Source organism: Streptomyces shenzhenensis (assembly GCF_003688995.1).
In the GTDB taxonomy this organism is placed as follows: domain Bacteria; phylum Actinomycetota; class Actinomycetes; order Streptomycetales; family Streptomycetaceae; genus Streptomyces; species Streptomyces shenzhenensis_A.
Map to the genome: position 1 here is coordinate 59955 of NZ_PENI01000002.1, position 18905 is coordinate 78859.

Here is an 18905-nt window from a genome sequence, read left to right on the forward strand (position 1 = left end):
CATGGGGCTACCGGGACATCGAGGCAGCCCGGACCCACCTCGCCCGGCATCCCGCCTCCACCGGAGCCACCGGCATCATCGGCTTCTGCATGGGCGGCGCCTTCGCCCTGATGACCGCAGCGAGCGGCGACTTCCAGGCCGCCTCCGTCAACTACGGCATCCTCCCCAAACAGATGGACGAGGTCCTGAAGAACGCCTGCCCCGTCGTCGCCAGTTACGGCGGCCGTGACCGGATGCTCAAAGGCTCCGCAGCACGACTCGACGCGGCGCTCGACCGGCCCGAAACAGCAGCCGAGCCACGGATGACCGGAGGGGCGCACCCCGCCCGCCCAGGATTCCGAGACCACCGTGCCCGCATCGCGCGGGCGTCCCCTCACAGGAGAACAGATCACGTGAGCACCGAACCGGCAGAGCAGGAAACCCGCCCCAAGGAGGAGGCAGAGCAAGGCTGGCATGTCGATGACCGCTGCCTGAACTGCAACATCGCCAGGGCGTACGCCCCCGGCATGATCAGTTACACCGAGGGCGGCCAGTACGGCGGGCTCTCGAAGGTCACCCGGCAGCCGGAGACCGAGGCGGACGTCGAGAAGATGTACCTGGCCGCGCACGCCTGCCCGACCCGGTCCGTCCACCCGCCCAACGGCCCGCTCGGCCCGGACTCGGACCCCTACCCCACCCCTCTGGACGAGGAGGGGATCGTCCACCTGTGCGGGCACGCCTCACCGCAGACGTACGGCGCGACGTCGTACCTCCTGAAGCGGCCGGACGGGACCGCGATGATGATCGACACGCCGCGCTGGCGTCCCGCCCTCGCCCGCCGCTACGAGCAGAAGGTCGGCAAGGTCACCGACGTCCTGATCACCCACCTCGACCACGTGGCGCACGCCCGCAAGTACGCCGACGCCTTCCAGGCCCGCCTCTGGATCCACGAGGGCGACCTGCACTCCCTGCCCGACGCCGATCACATCATCCGTGGCCGGGAGCCCGTCGAGATCGGCCCCGGCGTCATCGCCCATCCCTTCCCCGGCCACACCGAGGGCAGCACCCTGTTCATCGCGGACGAGAAGTTCTGCTTCACCGGGGACGCGTTCTTCTGGTCCAACTCCCAGCAGACCCTGGAAGTCGCCCACAGCGTCGTCTACGACTCGATCAAGACCCTCGCCGACTCCGTCGCCCGCGGAGCCGAAGAGCTGACCTTCGAGTGGGTGCTGCCCGGCCACGGCGACCTGCACCGTCTCCCGGCCGACGAGATGCGCGAGCGGATGCGCGGACTCGGGCGACGGGCCGCGACCTACCCCGCCGAACCCATCGACTACGGCGCCGTCCGCTACTGACCGCCCGTACGCCGAACGGGACGTCTGCCCGACGGGCCCGCCCCTGATCCGACCACCGAGACCGGCGGAGCACGAACGATGAGCAGCACCGACAGCAGACCGGCGAAGGACGCAGGCGCACCTGCCAGAAGCCCAGGGGCGCCCTGACGACCGCGGCCCTCGGGTTCACCCTGACGGGCATGTTCCTCCCCCCCTGGTCATCTACATGCAGACCGCGCTCGGCCTCTCACCCACCGAAGCCGGCCTGGTCACCGCGCATGGGCCGCTCGGGGCCGTCCTCGGCAGCGCCGGCATCGGCGTGCTCCTGCAGACGCGGATCGCGACGGCAACGGGTCAGCAGCCGACGCAGCCGCCGAGCACGTGCCCGCCCTCCACCGTCAGGACTTCCTGAACCACCTGCGTACGGCAGACGAAGCGTCAAGCGTCGCCGGCACCGACTCGTCCTCGGCGCCTTCGCCGGGACCGTCATGCGCCGCACCACACCCGCGCCCCGATCCTCCGGGCAACCGGACACCGCCCCCCTCACCACCACGAAAGGCCGTCCATGACCTCTCACACCACCACCAACGCCCCCGTCGCCCTCGTCACCGGCGCCAACAAAGGCGTCGGACACGCCATCGCCCGGCAACTCGCCGCCCTCCCCGCCACCGTCTATCTCGGCGCCCGCGACGAGGACCGCGGCCGGACAGCCGCCGCCGAGCTGACCGCAAACGGCCACGACGTACGCTTCCTGCACCTCGACGTCACCGACACCGCCACCGCGGACCTCGCCGCCAAGCGCATCGAGGAAGAAGCCGGCCGACTCGACATCCTCGTCAACAACGCCGGCATCAGCACACCCTGGCAACCCCCCAGCCAGACCCCGCTGGACGACATGCGCCGCAGCTTCGAGACCAACGTCCTCGGCGTCATCACCGTCACCAACGCCATGCTGCCGCTGCTGCGCCGTTCCGAAGCCGCCCGCATCGTCAACATCAGCAGCGTGATCGGGTCGCTCACCGCCGCCGCCGAGAACCACGACCCCACCGGTGCCTTCCCCGACGGGAGCTTCCCCAACACCCTCGGATACCCCGTCTCCAAAACCGCCGTGAACGCCCTCACCGTCATGTACGCCAACGAACTGCGTGACGAAGGCATCCTGGTCAACGCCGTCTCCCCGAACTGGGTACCGACCGACGCCAACGGCCACACCGGCCTCCTGACCCTGGAACAGGGCGCGCGCCTCCCCGTCGCGATGGCCACACTTCCCGACGGGGGACCCACCGGCACCTTCACCTGCGCCGATCACACAGGAAGTGGCCTCGCCCTGCCCTGGTGAGGTCCGGCAGACTCCGCCCCCGCAAGCGACGGCCGCGCCCTCGCACCGGGCGGGGTGCGAGGGCGCGGACGTCTGCGCGGAGCGGCTCAGTACCAGCCGTTGGCCTGCCAGAAGCTCCAGGCGGCGGTCGGGCTGCCGTAGCGGGAGTTCATGTAGTCCAGGCCCCACTTGATCTGGGTGGACGCGTTGGTCTTCCAGTCGGAGCCCGCGGACGACATCTTGTGGGCCGGGAGCGCCTGGACGAGGCCGTAGGCGCCGGAGGAGCTGTTGGTGGCGGTGACGTTCCAGCCGCTCTCGCGTTCGACGATCTTGCTGAACGCGTCGTACTGCGCGGCGTCCGGAATCATCTGCTTCGCGACCGTGCGGGCCGAGGAGTCCGAGGTGGTGGCGGCCTGGGCGGGTGCCGAGGACAGCACCATGCCGGTCGTGGCGGCGGCCACGGCGGCGACGGCGAGGGCCTTCTTGGGGGCGGCGAAGCGACGGATGAACGAGACGGACACGGAGAACCTCTTGCGTCGGGGACAGGGAGCCGCCCTCCGTACGCGTCCCCTCCGCTTCCGGCGGTGGGGGCGTACGTCGGCGCCGCGACCCGGGTGGGTCCGCCGGCGCCTGGCGACGGATCCAGAGAAGCAGCCCCGAAAGTCGTCCGCAATGACCCCTTTTACTAGTGGTGACCGAATTGAGGGGAAAGGTGATTTGTGTGATCCGGCTCGCATGATGCAGGTCAGTGGGGGTGCGTTCGCGGATATATGGGACAAACTGGACCGCTATCCGGCTTCGTAGGTGACGTGGGTCATGTGGGGCGGATCACCGGGCCGCCGACAGACCGCGCACGGGCGCTCACCCTGGGGTCAACGGCCGGGGGCGTCGAATGTGACCGCGGTCTCGAACGCGGCCCGCCGGGTGGCCCGGCGCAGCGCGCGCAGCAGCGCCGGGCCGAGCGTGAGGGTCAGCACCACCGTGCAGAGGGCCCGGCCCAGGTCCCAGCCCAGCGAGGTCGCCAGGCAGTACGCGACGAACCGGGCCAGGTTGGCGGGGACCGCGGCCTGCGGGTCGAAGGCGATGTTCGAGGCCAGGGCGCCCATGAAGGGCCAGCCGGCGAGGTTCATGACGGTGCCGTAGGCGAACGCGGCGAGGAAGCCGTAGCCGGCGAGCAGGGCGAGTTCGGCGCGCCCGCGCAGCCGGTCGGGGCCCGGGAGCAGGCCCGCGCCCATGGCGAACCAGCCCATCGCCAGCATCTGGAACGGCAGCCACGGCCCCACGCCGCCGGTGAGCAGCGCGGACGCAAACATGGTGAGCGAGCCCAGCACGAAGCCGAAGCCGGGGCCCAGGACGCGTCCGCTGAGCACCATCAGGAAGAACATGGGCTCGATGCCCGCCGTGCCCGCGCCGATCGGCCGCAGCGCCGCTCCGGTCGCGGCCAGCACGCCCAGCATGGCCACCGCCTTCGGGCCAAGCCCCGACTCGGAGATCGCCGCGGCGACGACCGCGAGCAGCAGCACCAGCAGGCCGGCGAAGAGCCACGGCGCGTCCTGCGCGTGCGCGCTGATCTGCGAGGCGGGCGGGGCGAGGAAGGGCCACCCGAAGGCGACCACCCCGACGGCGCCGACGAGCAGGAGCGCGGCGGCGGAACGGGCCCCGATCCGAACGGCGCGGGCCTGCCGGGTCGGCACGCTCATTTCAGCGCCTCCCGTACCTGGGCCACTGTGAGCCATTCCTGCGGGGCGAGGATCTTGGTGACCTGGGGGGCGAAAGAGGGTGAGGAGACCACGATGTCGGCGGTCGGGCCGTCGGCGATCACCTCACCGTCGGCGAGCAGCACCACCCGGTGTGCCAGCTCGGCGGCCAACTCCACGTCGTGTGTGGCCAGGACGACGGCGTGGCCCTCGGCGGCGAGCCCGCGCAGCAGCGCGACCAGGCGGGCCTTGGCCGCGTAGTCGAGGCCGCGGGTCGGCTCGTCCAGCAGGAGCAGCGGCGGGCGGGCGGCCAGCACCACGGCCAGGGCGAGCGCCAGCCGCTGGCCCTCGGACAGGTCACGCGGGTGCGTGTCGTCGGTGATCCCGGGCAGCAGCTCGGACACCAGCGCACGGCAGGTACCCGGCTCGGCACCCGCGTCCCGGTCGGCGGCGGCACACTCGGCGCCCACGGTGTCGGCGTACAGCAGATCACGAGGCTCCTGCGGCACCAGCCCCACCACCCGCACCAACTCCCGCGGCGCAGTACGCCCCGGAACGACCCCACCGACCCGCACACTCCCCACACCGACCTCGACCACCCCGACCAGAGCATTGAGCAACGTGGACTTCCCGGCCCCGTTACGCCCCATAAGAGCGACGATCTCCCCCCGGCCAACCCTGAGATCAACCCCACGCAAAGCCTCAACGCCTCCCCGCCGCACCACCACCCCCTCAAGGACCGCGGGGAACGGCGCGAAGGTCTCCGACGGTGCCGCGGTCGGGTGACGGCGGGTCACGGGCGGCGGGCCCGTGTTCGGGCCAGGCGCGTCGGCCGATTCGGGCGAGGGTCCGGCAGCGTCCTGAGGCGGCGCGGGCAACGCCACACCCGCACCCGACCGACGACGGTTCGCGCCCCAAAGGGGCGCGGGGAACTGCGCGAAGGGCCCCGACGGAGCCGCACTCGACCGACGACGGTTCGTGCCCCGAAGGGGCGCGGGGAACTGCGCGATCAGCCACGACGCAGCCGCACCCAAACGACGACGGGTCGCGCCCTGAAGGGGCGCGGGGAACGGCGCGAAGGACCCCGACGCTGCCGCAGCCGAACGACGACGCTCCACGGCCCTCCCGGCGGAGCCCCGCGCGGTCGGGCGACGCCCGGTCACAGGCGGCGGGCCCGCAGGAGCGAGGTCAGCGAGGCGCACCCGCAGCCCGGCCGCGCGGCGACGCGCATCGCGGACAGTAAGGGGCACCGGAGCCCACCCCGCCAGCCGACCAAGGTCCACCACCGGCGGAAACACCGGAGACACCCCCATCACCTCAGCGGCAGCGCCCAGCACAGGCACACCCCCCACCGAAGGCAACAACAGCACCTGATCCGCGTACTGAACCACCCGCTCCAACCGATGCTCAGCCATCAGCACAGTCGTCCCCAGGTCATGCACCAGACGCTGAAGCACCGCAAGCACCTCCTCCGCAGCAGCCGGATCCAACGCCGACGTAGGTTCATCGAGCACCAGCACCCGCGGATGCGGAGTGAGCACCGACCCGATAGCGACCCGCTGCCGCTGCCCACCGGACAACGTGGCGATCGGCCGGTCCCGCAGATCCGCCAGCCCCAGCAGATCCAGCGTCTCCTCGACCCGCCGCCGCATCACGGCCGGCGCCAGCCCCAACGACTCCATCCCGTAGGCGAGTTCGTCCTCCACCGTGTCCGTCACGAAGTGCGCCAGCGGATCCTGCCCCACCGTGCCGACCACATCGGCGAGTTCGCGCGGCTTGTGCGTACGGGTGTCCCGCCCCGCGACCGTGACCCGGCCGCGCAGGGTGCCACCCGTGAAGTGCGGGACGAGCCCGCCGACCGCACCGAGCACCGTGGACTTGCCGACCCCGGACGGACCGACGAGCAGCACGAGTTCACCCTCGGGCACCTCGAAGTCCAGCCCCCGGACGACGGGTTCGACGGCACCGTCGTACGTCACGCTGACGTCCTCGAAGCGGATCACGACGACTCCTTGGGGACCACGAGCGCGGGCAACAGGGCGAGGAGTACGGCCGCCGCCGGCCACAGCGGCAGCGCGGGCGCGGTGAGCGGCACGACCCCGGGATGCAGCGCCGCCGGATCCCGGGCCGCGGCCAGCGCGAGCAGCGCGGCGACCGCGGCACCGGACCCGGCGACCAGCCAGGCGCGCGCGTTCCACGGGTCGGGCCGGTACCGGGTGCGCGGCGAGCGCCGACCGCCGAGCCGCAGCCCCGCGAGGGCCGCGACGACCCCGGCACCCAGCACCGGCAGCCCGTACGTGCCGCCCTCGGCGGTGAGCAGCCCGTACGTGCCCGCGCAGACGCCGAGCAGCCCGCCCAGGGTGAGCGCGGCGGTCGTACGGCGGACCGCGACGGGCACGGCGGCGGTACGGCCGTAGCCGCGGGCGTCCATCGCGGCGGCCAGCGCGACGGAGCGTTCCAGGGCGCCCTCAAGGACCGGCAGGCCCACCTGGAGCAGACCGCGCACGCCCCGGTCCGGGCGGCCCCGCAGCCGGCGCGCGGCCCGCAGCCGCTGCACGTCCGCGATCAGGTTCGGCGCGAAGGTGAGCGCGACGACCACGGCCACGCCGATCTCGTACAGGGCGCCCGGCAGGGACTTGAGGAGGCGGGCCGGGTTGGCGAGGGCGTTCGCCGCGCCGACGCAGATCAGCAGCGTGGCCAGCCGCAGACCGTCGTACAGCGCGAAGACCAGCGACTCGGCGGTGACCCGGCCGCCCAGCCGGATGCCCTGCGCCCAGTACGGAAGCGGGACTTCGGGGAGGGTGACGAGGACGTGCGTACCGGGGATCGGGGAGCCGAGGACCACCGCGAAGACGAGGCGGACGACGAGAACGGCGAGCGCCAGCTTGGCGAACGCCGTGTAGGACCGGGCCCAGGGCGCGGAGCTGCGATGGGTGGCCACCACATAGCCCGCCGCCGCGACGAGCAGCCCGAGCAGCAGCGGATTGGTCGTCCGGCTCGCCCCGACGCCGAGCCCGAGCGCCCACACCCACCAGGCCCCGGAATGCACGACGTTGCCCCGCCGCGGCCGGGACACGGGCACACGTGCGGCGTCGGCTCCCTTACCCATCCCGGCGCCGACGGGCCTGCCAGAAGGCCGCCGTGCCCAGCAGGACGACGGCTGCCCCGCCCGCCCACAGGCCGATCGACGGACCGCCGCCCCCGGTGGCCGCAGGCTCCTTCGCGGCGGTCGTCGGCTTCTCACCGCCGGCCGCCACCTGCTCGCCGCAGCCCGTGCGCGGGTATCCGGCGATGGCACACAGCAGGGCGTTGGCGTCGTAGCGCAGCGGCCCCGCGACCGCCGCCAGCGCCTCGGCGGTCGTCGCGTCGGGCGCGACCGCCGCGCAGGCGGTCCGTGCCGACGGCGGCGTCTCGTCCCCGGGCGCGTCCGCCGCCGTACCGAAGTCGAGGACCAGCGCCACCCGCTTGCGGCCCTCCCGTTCGGGCGTCTGCGCGCAGATCGCGGCGAAGCGGGCCGTGCCGCGCGGGCGCGTGGCGTCGGCGGAGTCCTCGCTCACCGCGAACCGGAAGCCCTGCACGGCACCGTCGGCGGGGCGGGCCGTCGACGGGCCCTCGGTCGCGTACGTCCACCGGTCGCCGTCGCGCTCCCAGAACGACCAGTAGCGGTAGCCGACGGCCTGCGCCTGGCCCGCGGCCCCCCAGACCAGGAGGGCGGCCAGCAGCAGGAGCGCGCCGCGCCGGACGCGGGTCACAGCTGCTGCTTTCTGCGGCTGCTGAGCAGGAAGCCGATGCCGGCGCCCGCGGCCAGACCGGTGCCGACCATCCACCAGACGCCGGCGCCCGAGCCGCCGTCGTCCTTCTCAGCCGTCTTGGTTGGCTTGGTCGGCTGCGGTGCCGGGCCGGTCGCGTTGAGCGCCCGCACCAGGTCCGTGCCGCCGAAGTCCCGTGGGTCCGTGCCGGTGGCGTGCGCCGCGAAGACCAACTGGGCGTACGCGGCAGGTCCGCTCTGCTTCGCCCAGGCCGCCGCGTTCTGCTCCAGCCACGCCAGCGGCTTCGCCGCCCGGTCCGCACCGCCCTGCGCGGCGAGCGCGACGACCGCGTCGGCGGTGTTGCCGTAGTCGGGCTGCTCGGGGGCGCCGGCCAGCGCGGAGGTGAGGTGGCCGTCCGCGGCGACGGCCTTCGCGAGATACCCGGCGCCGTTGGCCGCGGCCTGTTCGGGGGTGAGCGGGTCCGGCTCGGCACAGCCAGTCCCGGACCCGTTGCCGGACTTACCTGATTTGCCTGGCTTTGCGTCGAAGCCCGCGCCCAGGGCGCCCACCACGGCCGCCGCGGTGGCGTCCGCGTTGGCGGTCAACGCGCCCTTCTTGTCCGGCTGGTAGGCGAAGGCGCCCGCGCCCTCGCCCGTGCAGGGCAGGGCCAGCTTCAGCAACGCGTCGTACGGGGATCTGCCGCCCTTGGTGACCTCCGCGGGCCGCTCACCGGCCGCCGCGAGCGCGCCGATGACCACCCCCGTGGAGTTCGCGTCGCTCGCGCCGCCCGGCGCGTAGCCCCAGCCGCCGTCCTCGTTCTGCACCGACTTCAGCCAGGTCACCGCCTTGCCGGTGGTGTCCTCGTGCCCGCCGAGCGCCGACAGGGCCTGGACGGCGGCGGCCGTGCTGTTGCTGTCGACCATCACCTTGGCGTCGCAGGCCCGCGCGGGCTCGGCGCGGAACGCGGCGAACGCGCCGTTCGCGCACTGCTGACCGGTCAGCCAGTCGACTGCCTTGGCGGCGGGCGTCACGGACACCGTGTGCTGGGCGAGCAGCGCCAGCGACTGCCGCCAGACGCCGTCGTACGTCGGGTCCGTGCCGCCGTACAGCCCGGACGGGAGCACCGTCGACGGGGACGGCGAGGGGCTCGCGGCCAGGGCGGGCGATGCGGCGGCGAGCACACCGGCGGCGGCCAGGGCCGCTGCGCTGCGGCGGACGTTCATGGTCGGCGGGTGCCTCTCTTCGCGGTTCGGTTCGCGAGGAAGCCGGGCAGCACGGGACACCCCGGGCGGCTCGGCCCCGTAAACCTCGACGGTGCCGTGCGTGGGCGGTCAACGTCCCGCCCGAGGCAGTCCGGCTCACCGAACCCGAAGGCCCGGTTCACGGTTGCGGGTCAGCGCCGGATTCCCACCGGCTTCCCCCCGAACGAACGCAATGACACCCCACCCACTCTACCGACCGCCCCTCACCCCCCAGAGAGACGGCCACAACAACGCCTCCGAAGGGGCGCGGGGAACGGCGCGATCAGCCACGACGCTGCCGCACCCGAACGACAACGGGTCGCGCCCGATAGGGGCGCGGGGAACTGCGCGACAAGCCACGACGATCCCGCAGATGCCCACCGAGCGTCGTTTTTCTTGGGGGCGCGGGGAACGGCGCGATCAGCCACGATGCCGCCGCACCCGACCGACGACGGGTCGCGCCCGATAGGGGCGCGGGGAACGGCGCGACAAGCCACAATGCACCCGCACCCGCCCACCGACAATCGAGCCACTCCCGAAGGCCCCCCGTCACCCACTCCGTACGTAAGTCACCGGCTCGGTACCCGACACCGGCTCCACCCGCCCCTGCTTAACCATGCGGCGCAGATGCGCCTCGGCCTCCGAAACAGCAATATTCCGGGAAGCATGCGGAATCTCGGACCAAGGCCGATTCCACGACATCCGCTCGGCCAACTCCCACGGAGTGAGCGGCACGGCGAGCAACCCCAGCAACCCACCCAGCCGTTCCTCATGATGCGCAAGCAACTCCCGCACACGACCCGACGCATCGGTGAACGCGTACTGGTGAGCCGGCAGCACCTCGGCGGGGACGAGCCGCCCGACCCGCTCGAGCGAGTCCAGATAGTCCCCGAGCGGATCGGTCACGACCCCGTCGTCCGGATCCTCGTACAGGCCGATGTGCGGGGTGATCTCCGGGAGCAGATGGTCGCCGGAGAACAGACGGCCGTGGCCGGGCAGTCCGGAGGGATGCTCCTCCTCCAGGTGCAGACAGACATGGCCCGGCGTGTGCCCCGGCGTCCAGACGGCACGCAGCCGGCGACCGGGGAGGTCGAGGAGGTCGCCCGGGACGATCTCGCGGTCGGGGAGGGCGGGGGACAGCCGGGGCAGGGCGCGGGGGGAGCGCAGGGGCGTGAGGTGGTCCTCGGGAGCGCCGGCCGCCGCGAGCTTGGCGCTCATGTAGCCGACCCAGCGCTCGGGGCGGGCCTCGCGGGTACGGCGTACCACCGCCGCGTCGGCCGCGTGCATCGCCACCCACGCGCCGGACGCCTCGCGCACCCGGCCGGACAGCCCGTGGTGGTCGGGGTGATGGTGAGTGATGACGACCCCGCGGACCTCCTGCACGGACGTACCGCATGCGATCAGTCCCGCGGCCAGCGTGTCCCACGACCCGGGGTCGTCCCACCCGGTGTCGACGAGCACCGGTCCGCGGTCGGTGTCCACGACGTACACGAGCGTATGACCGAGCGGGTTGTCCGGAATAGGCACCGCCACGGACCACACGCCCCCACCGTGATCGAACGTCTTCGTCATCGTCCGCCTCCCCGCTCCATGGCCATTGCCCACTATAACTAGAACTGGTATCAGTTCTGAAACAGCGTCAGGAAACGTGCCGCAGGAGGCAGTCGGCCATGACCGAGCTCGTGGAACACGGACAGCTGTTCATCGGCGGGGAGTTGACCGACCCCCTGGGCGAGGGCGTCATCGAGGTGATCTCGCCGCACACCGAGGAGGTCATCGGCCGGGTGCCGCACGCGTCGACCGCCGATGTGGACCGCGCGGTGGCCGTCGCGCGGACCGCCTTCGACGAGGGGCCCTGGCCGCGCACGGCCCTCGACGAGCGGATCGCGGTCGTCACCCGCATCAAGGACGGCATCGCCGCCCGGCACGAGGAGATCGCCCGCGTGATCTCCGCCGAGAACGGGTCGCCGTACTCGTGGAGCGTCCTCGCGCAGGCGCTCGGCGCGATGATGGTGTGGGACGCGGCGCTCACCGTCGCCCGCGGTCACACGTACGAGGAGACGCGCGACGGGGCGCTCGGGAAGATCATGGTGCGGCGCGAGCCGGTCGGGGTGGTTGCCGCCGTCGTCCCGTGGAACGTCCCGCAGTTCGTCGCCGCCGCCAAGCTGGCCCCCGCCCTGCTCGCCGGCTGCACGGTGATCCTCAAGCCGTCCCCCGAGTCCCCGCTGGACGCCTACCTCCTCGGCGAGATCGCCCGCGAGGCCGGGCTGCCCGACGGCGTGCTGTCGATCCTGCCCGCCGACCGCGAGGTCAGCGAGTACCTGGTCGGGCACCCCGGCATCGACAAGGTCGCCTTCACCGGCTCGGTGGCGGCGGGCAGGCGGGTCATGGAGGTGGCCGCGCGCAACCTCACCCGCGTCACCCTGGAACTCGGCGGCAAGTCGGCGGCGGTCGTGCTGCCCGACGCGGACGTCGAGACCGCCGTCGCGGGCATCGTCCCGGCGGCCTGGATGAACAACGGGCAGGCGTGCGTGGCGCAGTCCCGCATCCTGCTGCCCCGCTCCCGCTACGACGAGTTCGCGGACGCCTTCGCCCGGGCCGCGAGCGCCCTCACGGTCGGCGACCCGCTGGACCCCGCCACCCAGGTCGGCCCGCTGGTCGCCCGGCGCCAGCAGCAGCGCAACCTCGACTACATCCGCATCGGCCAGGAGGAAGGCGCCAAGATCCTCACCGGCGGCGGCCGGCCCGCGGGCCTGGAGCGCGGCTGGTACGTCGAGCCGACGCTCTTCGGCGACGTCGACAACGCCATGCGGATCGCCCGGGAGGAGATCTTCGGACCGGTCATCTGCCTGCTGCCGTACGGCGACGAGGCCGAGGCGCTGAAGATCGCCAACGACTCCGAGTACGGGCTGTCCGGCAGCGTGTGGACGGCCGACACCGCGCACGGCATCGAGGTCGCCCGGCAGGTGCGTACCGGCACCTACTCGGTCAACACCTTCAGCCTGGACATGCTCGGCCCGTTCGGCGGCTACAAGAACTCCGGTCTGGGGCGGGAGTTCGGGCCCGAGGGCTATGACGCGTACCTGGAACACAAGATGATCCACCTGCCGGCGGGCTGGGAGGCGTAGGCGATGGGCGACCGCTGGCATGTCGAGGTCGACCGCTCCGTCTGCATCGGCTCCGCCCAGTGCGTCCACCGCGCCCCCGACGGCTTCCGCCTCGACACCGGCCGCCAGTCCCGGCCCGTCGAGGCGGACACCGACGCCAGTGAGCAGCTGCTGGCGGCGGCGGAGAGCTGTCCCGTGGAGGCCATCGTGATCACGCTGTCGGCGGGCGGTGAGTCGGTCTTCCCGCCCGAAGAGTAAAATTTCCCCTTTAGGGCTTTCGGGGGGTTCTGTCCTCGATGAGGTGTTCTATTCTGTTAGTGGCCTACGAGGCGAGTGAGGGAGTTCGACCGGAGTAGCCGACTCGGGCGAGACGCGCAAGCATCCGCCGGGGCCGACGTCGACGGTCGGGCTGAGAGGCCGGAAGGCAGTGGTTGGGCCGGAAGGCGACCCCTAATACCTGATCCGGACAATACCGGCGAAGGGAACCCGTCTCGTAGGTCTTGCCTGTCTTGCTTCTGTCCTTCGGGCCTTACTTCTGCCCTTCGGGTGCCGTCCCCTGCCCCTCCGGGGCCGTCAGGTCGATCAGCCGGCACACCGTCTCGATGTCGATCTTGACCTGGGCGATGGAGGCGCGGCCCGAGAGCCAGGTGATCAGCGCCGAGTGCCAGGTGTGCTCGATGACGCGGACCGCCGACACCTGCTCCGGGGTGGGGTGCTCCAGGCCCATCGCGTCCAGCACGATCGCCGTGGTCTGCCGGGAGACCTGGTCGACCTCGGGGCTCACGCTGCGGTCGGCGAAGGTCAGGGCGCGGACCATCGCGTCGGCCAGATGCGGCTCGCGCTGAAGGGCGCGGAAGGCCCGCATCAGCGTCTCGGCGACCCGCTCCGCCGCCGTGTCGCCCGTCGGGGGCTTGCGGCCGAGCGTGCCGTGCAGATGCTCCAGCTGGGCCTGCATGGTCGCGACCAGCAGGTGCACCTTGGAGGGGAAGTAGCGGTAGAGCGTGCCGAGTGCCACCTGGGAGGACTCGGCGACCTCCCGCATCTGCACCGCGTCGAAGCCGCCCCGGCTGGCCAGTTGCGCGCTCGCGTGCAGGATCCGGCGGCGGCGGGCCTCCTGTCGCTCCGTGAGGGGCGACGAGGCCGGCTGCCTCGATGGGGCGGCGCTGGCGTCCGCCTTGGCTTGCGCAGGCATGGGTCCCGCTCCGTGACTGTCGGTGAAGGCTGCTGATCGCACAGCATGGTAGGGGCGGGTCGTGGCGTGAATCACCTGACGCGGTGGTCACAGCGCCCTTACCTGCCGGTAGATTCGGAGCTCCTTGAACGATCAAGTCTGAAACTTGTTCTAGATTAGCGTCCCGGCGTAATCTCGCGGGACAGCGCAGGGAGAAGGGGGCTCAGAGTGACCGCTGAGGCCAGGGATGCGGGTGCGGAAGAGGGCCCCGCAGCTGACGGCAACAGACCGCTCGACATCGCGCTTCTCACCTACAAAGGGAACCCGTTCTGCGGGGGACAGGGTGTCTACGTACGGCATCTCTCCCGCGAGCTGGCCCGGCTCGGCCACCGCGTCGAGGTCATCGGCTCCCAGCCCTACCCCGTCCTCGACGAGGGGCTGCCCGGACTCACCCTGACCGAGCTGCCCAGCCTCGACCTCTACCGTCAGCCGGACCCCTTCCGCACCCCCGGGCGGGGCGAGTACCGGGACTGGGTCGACGCCCTCGAAGTCGCCACGATGTGGACCGGCGGCTTCCCCGAGCCGCTCACCTTCTCGCTGCGCGCCCGCCGCCATCTGCGCGCGCGGCGCGGCCGGTTCGACGTCGTGCACGACAACCAGACGCTCGGTTACGGCCTGTTGGGCGACGTCGGCGCGCCGCTGGTCACCACCGTCCACCATCCCATCACCGTGGACCGGCAGTTGGAGCTGGACGCCGCCGAGGGGTGGCGGCGCCGCTTCTCGGTACGGCGCTGGTACGGCTTCACCCGCATGCAGAAGCGGGTCGCCCGCCGTCTGCCGTCGGTCCTCACCGTCTCCGGCACCTCACGGCAGGAGATCGTCGACCACCTCGGCGTCCGGGACGACCGGGTCCACGTGGTCCATATCGGCGCCGACACCGAGCTGTTCGCCCCGGATCCGGCCGTGCCCGTGATCCCCGGCCGGATCGTGACCACGTCCAGCGCCGATGTGCCGCTCAAGGGCCTTGTCTTCCTCGTCGAGGCGCTGGCGAAGGTGCGTACCGAGCATCCGGCGGCCCATCTCGTCGTCGTCGGCAAGCGGGCCGAGGCCGGGCCGGTCGCCCAGGCCATCGAGCGGTACGGACTTGAGGGCGCCGTCGAGTTCGTCAAGGGCATCACGGACGCCGAACTGGTGGACCTGGTCCGCTCCGCCGAGGTGGCCTGCGTGCCGTCGCTGTACGAGGGCTTCTCGCTGCCCGCCGCCGAGGCCATGGCCACCGGCACCCCGCTGGTCGCCACCACCGGCGGCGCGATCCCCGAGGTGGCCGGCCGCGACGGGGAGACCTGCCTGGCCGTACCGCCCGGCGACGCGGGGGCGCTGGCCGCTGCGCTCAGCAGACTCCTCGGCGACCCCGACCTACGCGCCCGACTCGGCTCGGCGGGCCGCACCCGCATACTCCACCACTTCACCTGGACCCGCGCGGCAGAGGGCACGGTAGCCCACTACCGAGAGTCCATCGCCCGAGCGACGACCGCGCGGCGTGCTGCCGCTGCTGGTTGGGGGGCGGTTACGCGAGGTGCCGCCCCGGCCGCTCGCGCGGCGGATGCGTCGGACGCCGCTGCCGCCGCTCGCGGCGCGGCGATTCCAGCCCCCACGCCCGCCACCCCGGCACCACCGACCGTGCCTGCGGCTCCCGCCGTTCCTGCGGCACCCGGTGCTCCGGAGGCTCCCGCCGCTCCTGCGGCACCCAGTGCTTCGGCGGCGTCCGCCGCCCTGATGGTGCCGGTCGTGCCTGCGGCGCCAGCCGTGCCTGCGGCTCCCGGTGCTTCGGAGGCTCCCGCTGTGCCTGTGGCATCCAGCGCTTCGGTGGCGTCTGCCGCCCTGGTGGCGCCGGTCGTGCCTGCGGCGCCCGCCGCCCCTGTGGCGCCCGGCGCCCGGGTGGCCCCCGCTGTTTCCGGTGCTCCCGCGGTCCCCGCCGTTCCGGTGGCTCCCAGTGGCTCGGCAGTGTCCGCCGTGCCTGCGGCGCCCGGCGCTCTCGCGGCCCTCGCCGTTCCTGCGGCGCCCGCCCCGGTGACTCCCGCCGTGCCCGTCGCCCCCGCGGCTCCCAGTGCCTCGGCGGTGTCCGCCACCCCGGCAGCACAGGCTGTGCCTGCGGCGCCCCTCGTGCCCGCGGCGCCCTCCGCCCCTGCGGCGTCCGGCGCCCGGGTGGCTTCCGTCGTGCCCGTGGCTCCTAATGCCTTGGTGGTGTCCGCCGCCCCGGCAGCACCGGTCGTTCCTGCGGCGCCCGCCGTCCCTGCGGCTCCCGGTGCTTCGGAGGCCTCCGCTGTGCCTGTGGCGCCCGGTGCCCGGGTGGCTTCCGTCGTGCCCGTGGCTCCTAATGCCTTGGTGGTGTCCGCCGCCCCGGCAGCACCGGTCGTTCCTGCGGCGCCCGCCGTCCCTGCGGCTCCCGGTGCTTCGGAGGCCTCCGCTGTGCCTGTGGCGCCCGGTGCCCGGGTGGCTTCCGCCGTGCCCGTGGCTCCTAATGCCTTGGTGGTGTCCGCCGCCCCCGCGGCACCGGTCGTTCCTGCGGCGCCCGCCGTCCCGGTGGCTTCCAGTGGCTCGGCGGTGTCCGCCGCCCCGGTGGCGTTCGCCGTGCCTGGGGCGGCCGCCGCTTCTGCCGGTGGTGCCGAGCGCAGCGTCCCCGTTGAGAACGAGTGTGAAAGCAGGGCCTCGTGCTGACCGTTGATTTTTCTCGGTTTCCGCTTGCTTCGGGGGACCGTGTGCTGGATCTCGGGTGTGGAGCCGGTCGGCATGCCTTCGAGTGCTACCGGCGGGGCGCGCGCGTCGTGGCGCTCGACCGCAACGGTGCGGAGATCCGCGAGGTCGCCAAGTGGTTCGCGGCCATGCGGGAGGCCGGCGAGGCCCCCGCGGGCGCCACCGCCACCGCCATGGAGGGCGACGCCCTCGCGCTGCCCTTCCCCGACGAGTCCTTCGACGTCGTCATCATCTCCGAGGTGATGGAGCACATCCCCGACGACAAGGGCGTGCTCGCCGAGATGGTGCGGGTGCTGAAACCGGGCGGCCGTATCGCGATCACCGTCCCGCGCTACGGCCCCGAGAAGGTCTGCTGGACGCTGTCCGACGCCTACCACGAGGTCGAGGGCGGCCACATCCGCATCTACCGCGCCGACGAACTGCTCGCGAAGATCCGCGGCGCGGGCCTGCGCCCGTACGGCACCCACCACGCCCACGCCCTGCACTCCCCGTACTGGTGGCTGAAGTGCGCCTTCGGCGTCGACAACGACAAGGTGCTGCCGGTGCAGGCGTACCACAAGCTGCTGGTCTGGGACATCATGAAGAAACCGCTCGCCACCCGGCTCGCCGAGCGGGCGCTGAACCCGCTGATCGGCAAGAGCTTCGTGGCCTACGCGACCAAACCGCACCTGCCCCGGCTGCCCGAGAAGACCGCCACGCCCGAGAGGACCTCCACGGCCGAGGACACCGAGGCGGCCGCCCGGTGACCACACCCCGGACAGAACACCTCGTCCTGCCCGGGGTCCTCACCGCCGAGCAGGCCGACGCGACCGTACACGGCATCCTCGGCGTACAGCGGGAGGACGGCGCGATCCCCTGGTTCCGCGGGCACCACCTCGACCCGTGGGACCACACCGAGGCCGCCATGGCCCTCGACGCGGCCGGCGAACACGACGCCGCGGAACGGGCGTACACCTGGCTGGCCCGGCACCAGAACGAGGACGGCTCCTGGTACGCCGCCTACGCGAACGGGGCGTACGACGACGTCACGGACCGCGCCCGCGAATCCAACTTCGTGGCGTACATAGCCGTCGGGGTCTGGCACCACTACCTCGCCACCGGCGACGACACCTTCCTCGACCGCATGTGGCCCACCGTCTACGCGGCGCTGGAGTGGGTGCTGCGGCTGCAACGCCCCGGCGGCCAGATCGGCTGGCGCCGCGAGGACGACGGCACCGCGACCGCCGACGCGCTGCTCACCGGCAGCTCCTCCATCCACCACGCCCTGCGCTGCGCGCTCGCCATCGCCGAACAGCGCGAAGAGCCTCAACCTGACTGGGAGTTGGCCCTCGGCGCGCTGCGCCACGCGATCCGCCGGCACCCCGAGCGCTTCCTCGACAAGAGCCGTTACTCGATGGACTGGTACTACCCGATCCTGGGCGGCGCGCTGCCCGCGGCGGAGGCCAAGTCCCGTATGGAGGAGGGCTGGGACCGCTTCGTGGTGCCGGGCCTCGGCGTCCGCTGCGTGGTGCCCAACCCCTGGGTCACCGGCGGCGAGTCCGCCGAACTCGCCCTGGCCCTGTGGGCGATGGGCGAGTCCGACCGCGCCCTGGACATTCTCCAGTCCATCCAGCATCTGCGCGACCCGGCCACCGGCCTGTACTGGACCGGCTACGTCTTCGACGACGACGCCGTCTGGCCCCGCGAACTCACCAGCTGGACGGCCGGCTCCCTGCTCCTCGCGGTGGCCGCGCTCGGCGGCCACGAGGCCACCTGCGCCGTGTTCGGCGGAGCCCGGCTGCCCCATGGCCTGGCCCCCGACTGCTGCGCCTAGCCGGACCGCGGTTCCGTTCCCCCGAGTGGCGTAGTCGGCGCTGTGGGGTAAGGCTGCGGGGAGAGACCTTTTTCCGGTCGGGGACAGCCTTTTCCCCGGCCGGGGAGAGAACTGTCTGCTCGGGGAAAACATCCCGGAGGAAATCCCGTGACTGTACCGATGCGACGCCTCGTCGTCGCGCTCACAGTGTGCTGCGCCCTGCTGGTCGGCGCCACCGCCAACGGGAGCAGCCAGACCGCCACCCGGGACACCACGCACGCCGCGGTGCTCGTCGCCGCAACGCCCAGCCCCACCACGACCGCGGAGCGGCAGAAGTTCGCCAAGACCCGGTTCGTGCTGAACGCCGGCCTCGCGGCCGGGGCGGCGTACCAGTGGATCGTCAAGCCCGCCAGGCATGGCAAGTTCAAGAAGGGCGCGCACGGCCGCAAGACCACCCTGGTCAAGGCCGCGCTCGCGGGCGCCTTCGCGTACAACCGGCTGAAGGCGGCGGTGCGGAACGCCAAGGGTGATCCCGGGCTCGCCAGGGCACTCGCTCCGCTCACCGTCGGCATCGCGGCGCTCAAGGACCTGCCAGCCAAGCTGCACAGGGGCGACGCGTCCAGCGACAAGGCGGCCAACTCCTACAACGACATCATCAACCAGGTGAAGGACGCCGGGAAGAGCCAGGGTGCCGTGGTCCACAACAAGGTACCCACAACCTCACAACTGATCACCGGCGCCAAGAGCTGAGCGACGGCTAGGG

General features: G+C 72.5%; 17 protein-coding genes. 9 read left to right on the forward strand and 8 right to left on the reverse strand.

The genetic code is table 11. The annotated features are described in order from the left end of the window. Positions 1-17 precede the first annotated feature (17 nt). The 3 genes from CTZ28_RS03330 (at position 18) to CTZ28_RS03335 (ending at position 2652) form a co-directional block, all read left to right on the forward strand. Positions 18-1334, forward strand: a complete 1317-nt coding sequence (locus CTZ28_RS03330; RefSeq protein WP_310887591.1) for a dienelactone hydrolase family protein — start codon at positions 18-20, stop codon at positions 1332-1334. 205 nt (positions 1335-1539) lie between these two features. Further along, the gene (locus CTZ28_RS46820; RefSeq protein ID WP_183154251.1) at positions 1540-1725 is read left to right on the forward strand and encodes a hypothetical protein; all 186 of its coding nucleotides are present in this window, start codon (positions 1540-1542) and stop codon (positions 1723-1725) included. A gap of 153 nt (positions 1726-1878) precedes the next feature. After that, positions 1879-2652, forward strand: a complete 774-nt coding sequence (locus CTZ28_RS03335) for an SDR family oxidoreductase (RefSeq protein WP_121887695.1) — start codon at positions 1879-1881, stop codon at positions 2650-2652. An 86-nt stretch (positions 2653-2738) separates the two neighbouring features. On the opposite strand, the gene CTZ28_RS03340 is transcribed toward CTZ28_RS03335, so the two are convergent. The 7 genes from CTZ28_RS03340 to CTZ28_RS03370 form a co-directional block, all read right to left on the reverse strand. Continuing rightward, positions 2739-3152 (reverse strand): aggregation-promoting factor C-terminal-like domain-containing protein, encoded by a 414-nt coding sequence (locus CTZ28_RS03340; RefSeq protein WP_121887696.1) that lies wholly within the window; start codon positions 3150-3152, stop codon positions 2739-2741. Between the two features lie 351 nt (positions 3153-3503). After that, positions 3504-4331, reverse strand: a complete 828-nt coding sequence (locus CTZ28_RS03345; protein ID WP_183154252.1) for an ECF transporter S component — start codon at positions 4329-4331, stop codon at positions 3504-3506. Continuing rightward, positions 4328-6331: an ABC transporter ATP-binding protein gene (locus CTZ28_RS03350; RefSeq protein WP_121887698.1), complete on the reverse strand. Its 2004-nt coding sequence runs from the start codon at positions 6329-6331 to the stop codon at positions 4328-4330. Before CTZ28_RS03350 ends, CTZ28_RS03345 begins: the two co-directional genes overlap by 4 nt. After that, positions 6328-7437 (reverse strand): CbiQ family ECF transporter T component, encoded by a 1110-nt coding sequence (locus CTZ28_RS03355; RefSeq protein WP_121887699.1) that lies wholly within the window; start codon positions 7435-7437, stop codon positions 6328-6330. Before CTZ28_RS03355 ends, CTZ28_RS03350 begins: the two co-directional genes overlap by 4 nt. Continuing rightward, positions 7430-8080, reverse strand: coding sequence for an SCO2322 family protein (locus CTZ28_RS03360; protein WP_121887700.1), 651 nt, complete (start codon positions 8078-8080; stop codon positions 7430-7432). The genes CTZ28_RS03355 and CTZ28_RS03360 overlap by 8 nt, the downstream gene beginning before the upstream one ends. After that, on the reverse strand, positions 8077-9300 hold the full coding sequence (locus tag CTZ28_RS03365; RefSeq protein ID WP_121887701.1) for a prenyltransferase/squalene oxidase repeat-containing protein: 1224 nt from the start codon (positions 9298-9300) through the stop codon (positions 8077-8079). Before CTZ28_RS03365 ends, CTZ28_RS03360 begins: the two co-directional genes overlap by 4 nt. Before the next feature lie 567 nt (positions 9301-9867). Beyond that, a complete protein-coding gene (locus CTZ28_RS03370) occupies positions 9868-10890 on the reverse strand; it encodes an MBL fold metallo-hydrolase (protein WP_121887702.1) in 1023 nt (340 codons plus the stop codon). A gap of 98 nt (positions 10891-10988) precedes the next feature. Here CTZ28_RS03370 and CTZ28_RS03375 point away from each other — a divergent pair, with 98 nt between their 5' ends. Then, positions 10989-12446, forward strand: a complete 1458-nt coding sequence (locus CTZ28_RS03375; protein ID WP_121887703.1) for an aldehyde dehydrogenase — start codon at positions 10989-10991, stop codon at positions 12444-12446. A gap of 3 nt (positions 12447-12449) precedes the next feature. After that, a complete protein-coding gene (locus tag CTZ28_RS03380; protein ID WP_121887704.1) occupies positions 12450-12683 on the forward strand; it encodes a ferredoxin in 234 nt (77 codons plus the stop codon). Between the two features lie 271 nt (positions 12684-12954). Here the strand turns inward: CTZ28_RS03380 and CTZ28_RS03385 are convergent, their stop codons facing one another. Next, positions 12955-13617 (reverse strand): TetR family transcriptional regulator, encoded by a 663-nt coding sequence (locus CTZ28_RS03385; RefSeq protein ID WP_121887705.1) that lies wholly within the window; start codon positions 13615-13617, stop codon positions 12955-12957. A gap of 207 nt (positions 13618-13824) precedes the next feature. On the opposite strand from CTZ28_RS03385, the gene CTZ28_RS47980 reads away from it, so the two are divergent. The 4 genes from CTZ28_RS47980 (at position 13825) to CTZ28_RS03405 (ending at position 18892) form a co-directional block, all read left to right on the forward strand. Further along, positions 13825-16314, forward strand: coding sequence for a glycosyltransferase family 4 protein (locus tag CTZ28_RS47980; protein ID WP_259471454.1), 2490 nt, complete (start codon positions 13825-13827; stop codon positions 16312-16314). After that, positions 16308-17096 (forward strand): class I SAM-dependent methyltransferase, encoded by a 789-nt coding sequence (locus tag CTZ28_RS03395; RefSeq protein ID WP_121887706.1) that lies wholly within the window; start codon positions 16308-16310, stop codon positions 17094-17096. Before CTZ28_RS47980 ends, CTZ28_RS03395 begins: the two co-directional genes overlap by 7 nt. Beyond that, positions 17093-18163 (forward strand): prenyltransferase/squalene oxidase repeat-containing protein, encoded by a 1071-nt coding sequence (locus CTZ28_RS03400; RefSeq protein ID WP_121887707.1) that lies wholly within the window; start codon positions 17093-17095, stop codon positions 18161-18163. Before CTZ28_RS03395 ends, CTZ28_RS03400 begins: the two co-directional genes overlap by 4 nt. 147 nt (positions 18164-18310) lie before the next feature. Next, positions 18311-18892, forward strand: coding sequence for a hypothetical protein (locus tag CTZ28_RS03405; RefSeq protein ID WP_121887708.1), 582 nt, complete (start codon positions 18311-18313; stop codon positions 18890-18892). Positions 18893-18905 lie beyond the last annotated feature (13 nt).

Coding starts and splice junctions, on each gene's coding strand:
- CTZ28_RS46820 (WP_183154251.1), top strand. CDS start 1,540: ATGCAGACCGCGCTCGGCCTCTCACCCACCGAAGCCGGCCTGGTCACC.
- CTZ28_RS03335 (WP_121887695.1), top strand. CDS start 1,879: ATGACCTCTCACACCACCACCAACGCCCCCGTCGCCCTCGTCACCGGC.
- CTZ28_RS03345 (WP_183154252.1), bottom strand. CDS start 4,331: ATGAGCGTGCCGACCCGGCAGGCCCGCGCCGTTCGGATCGGGGCCCGT.
- CTZ28_RS03355 (WP_121887699.1), bottom strand. CDS start 7,437: ATGGGTAAGGGAGCCGACGCCGCACGTGTGCCCGTGTCCCGGCCGCGG.
- CTZ28_RS03365 (WP_121887701.1), bottom strand. CDS start 9,300: ATGAACGTCCGCCGCAGCGCAGCGGCCCTGGCCGCCGCCGGTGTGCTC.
- CTZ28_RS03370 (WP_121887702.1), bottom strand. CDS start 10,890: ATGACGAAGACGTTCGATCACGGTGGGGGCGTGTGGTCCGTGGCGGTG.
- CTZ28_RS03375 (WP_121887703.1), top strand. CDS start 10,989: ATGACCGAGCTCGTGGAACACGGACAGCTGTTCATCGGCGGGGAGTTG.
- CTZ28_RS03380 (WP_121887704.1), top strand. CDS start 12,450: ATGGGCGACCGCTGGCATGTCGAGGTCGACCGCTCCGTCTGCATCGGC.
- CTZ28_RS03385 (WP_121887705.1), bottom strand. CDS start 13,617: ATGCCTGCGCAAGCCAAGGCGGACGCCAGCGCCGCCCCATCGAGGCAG.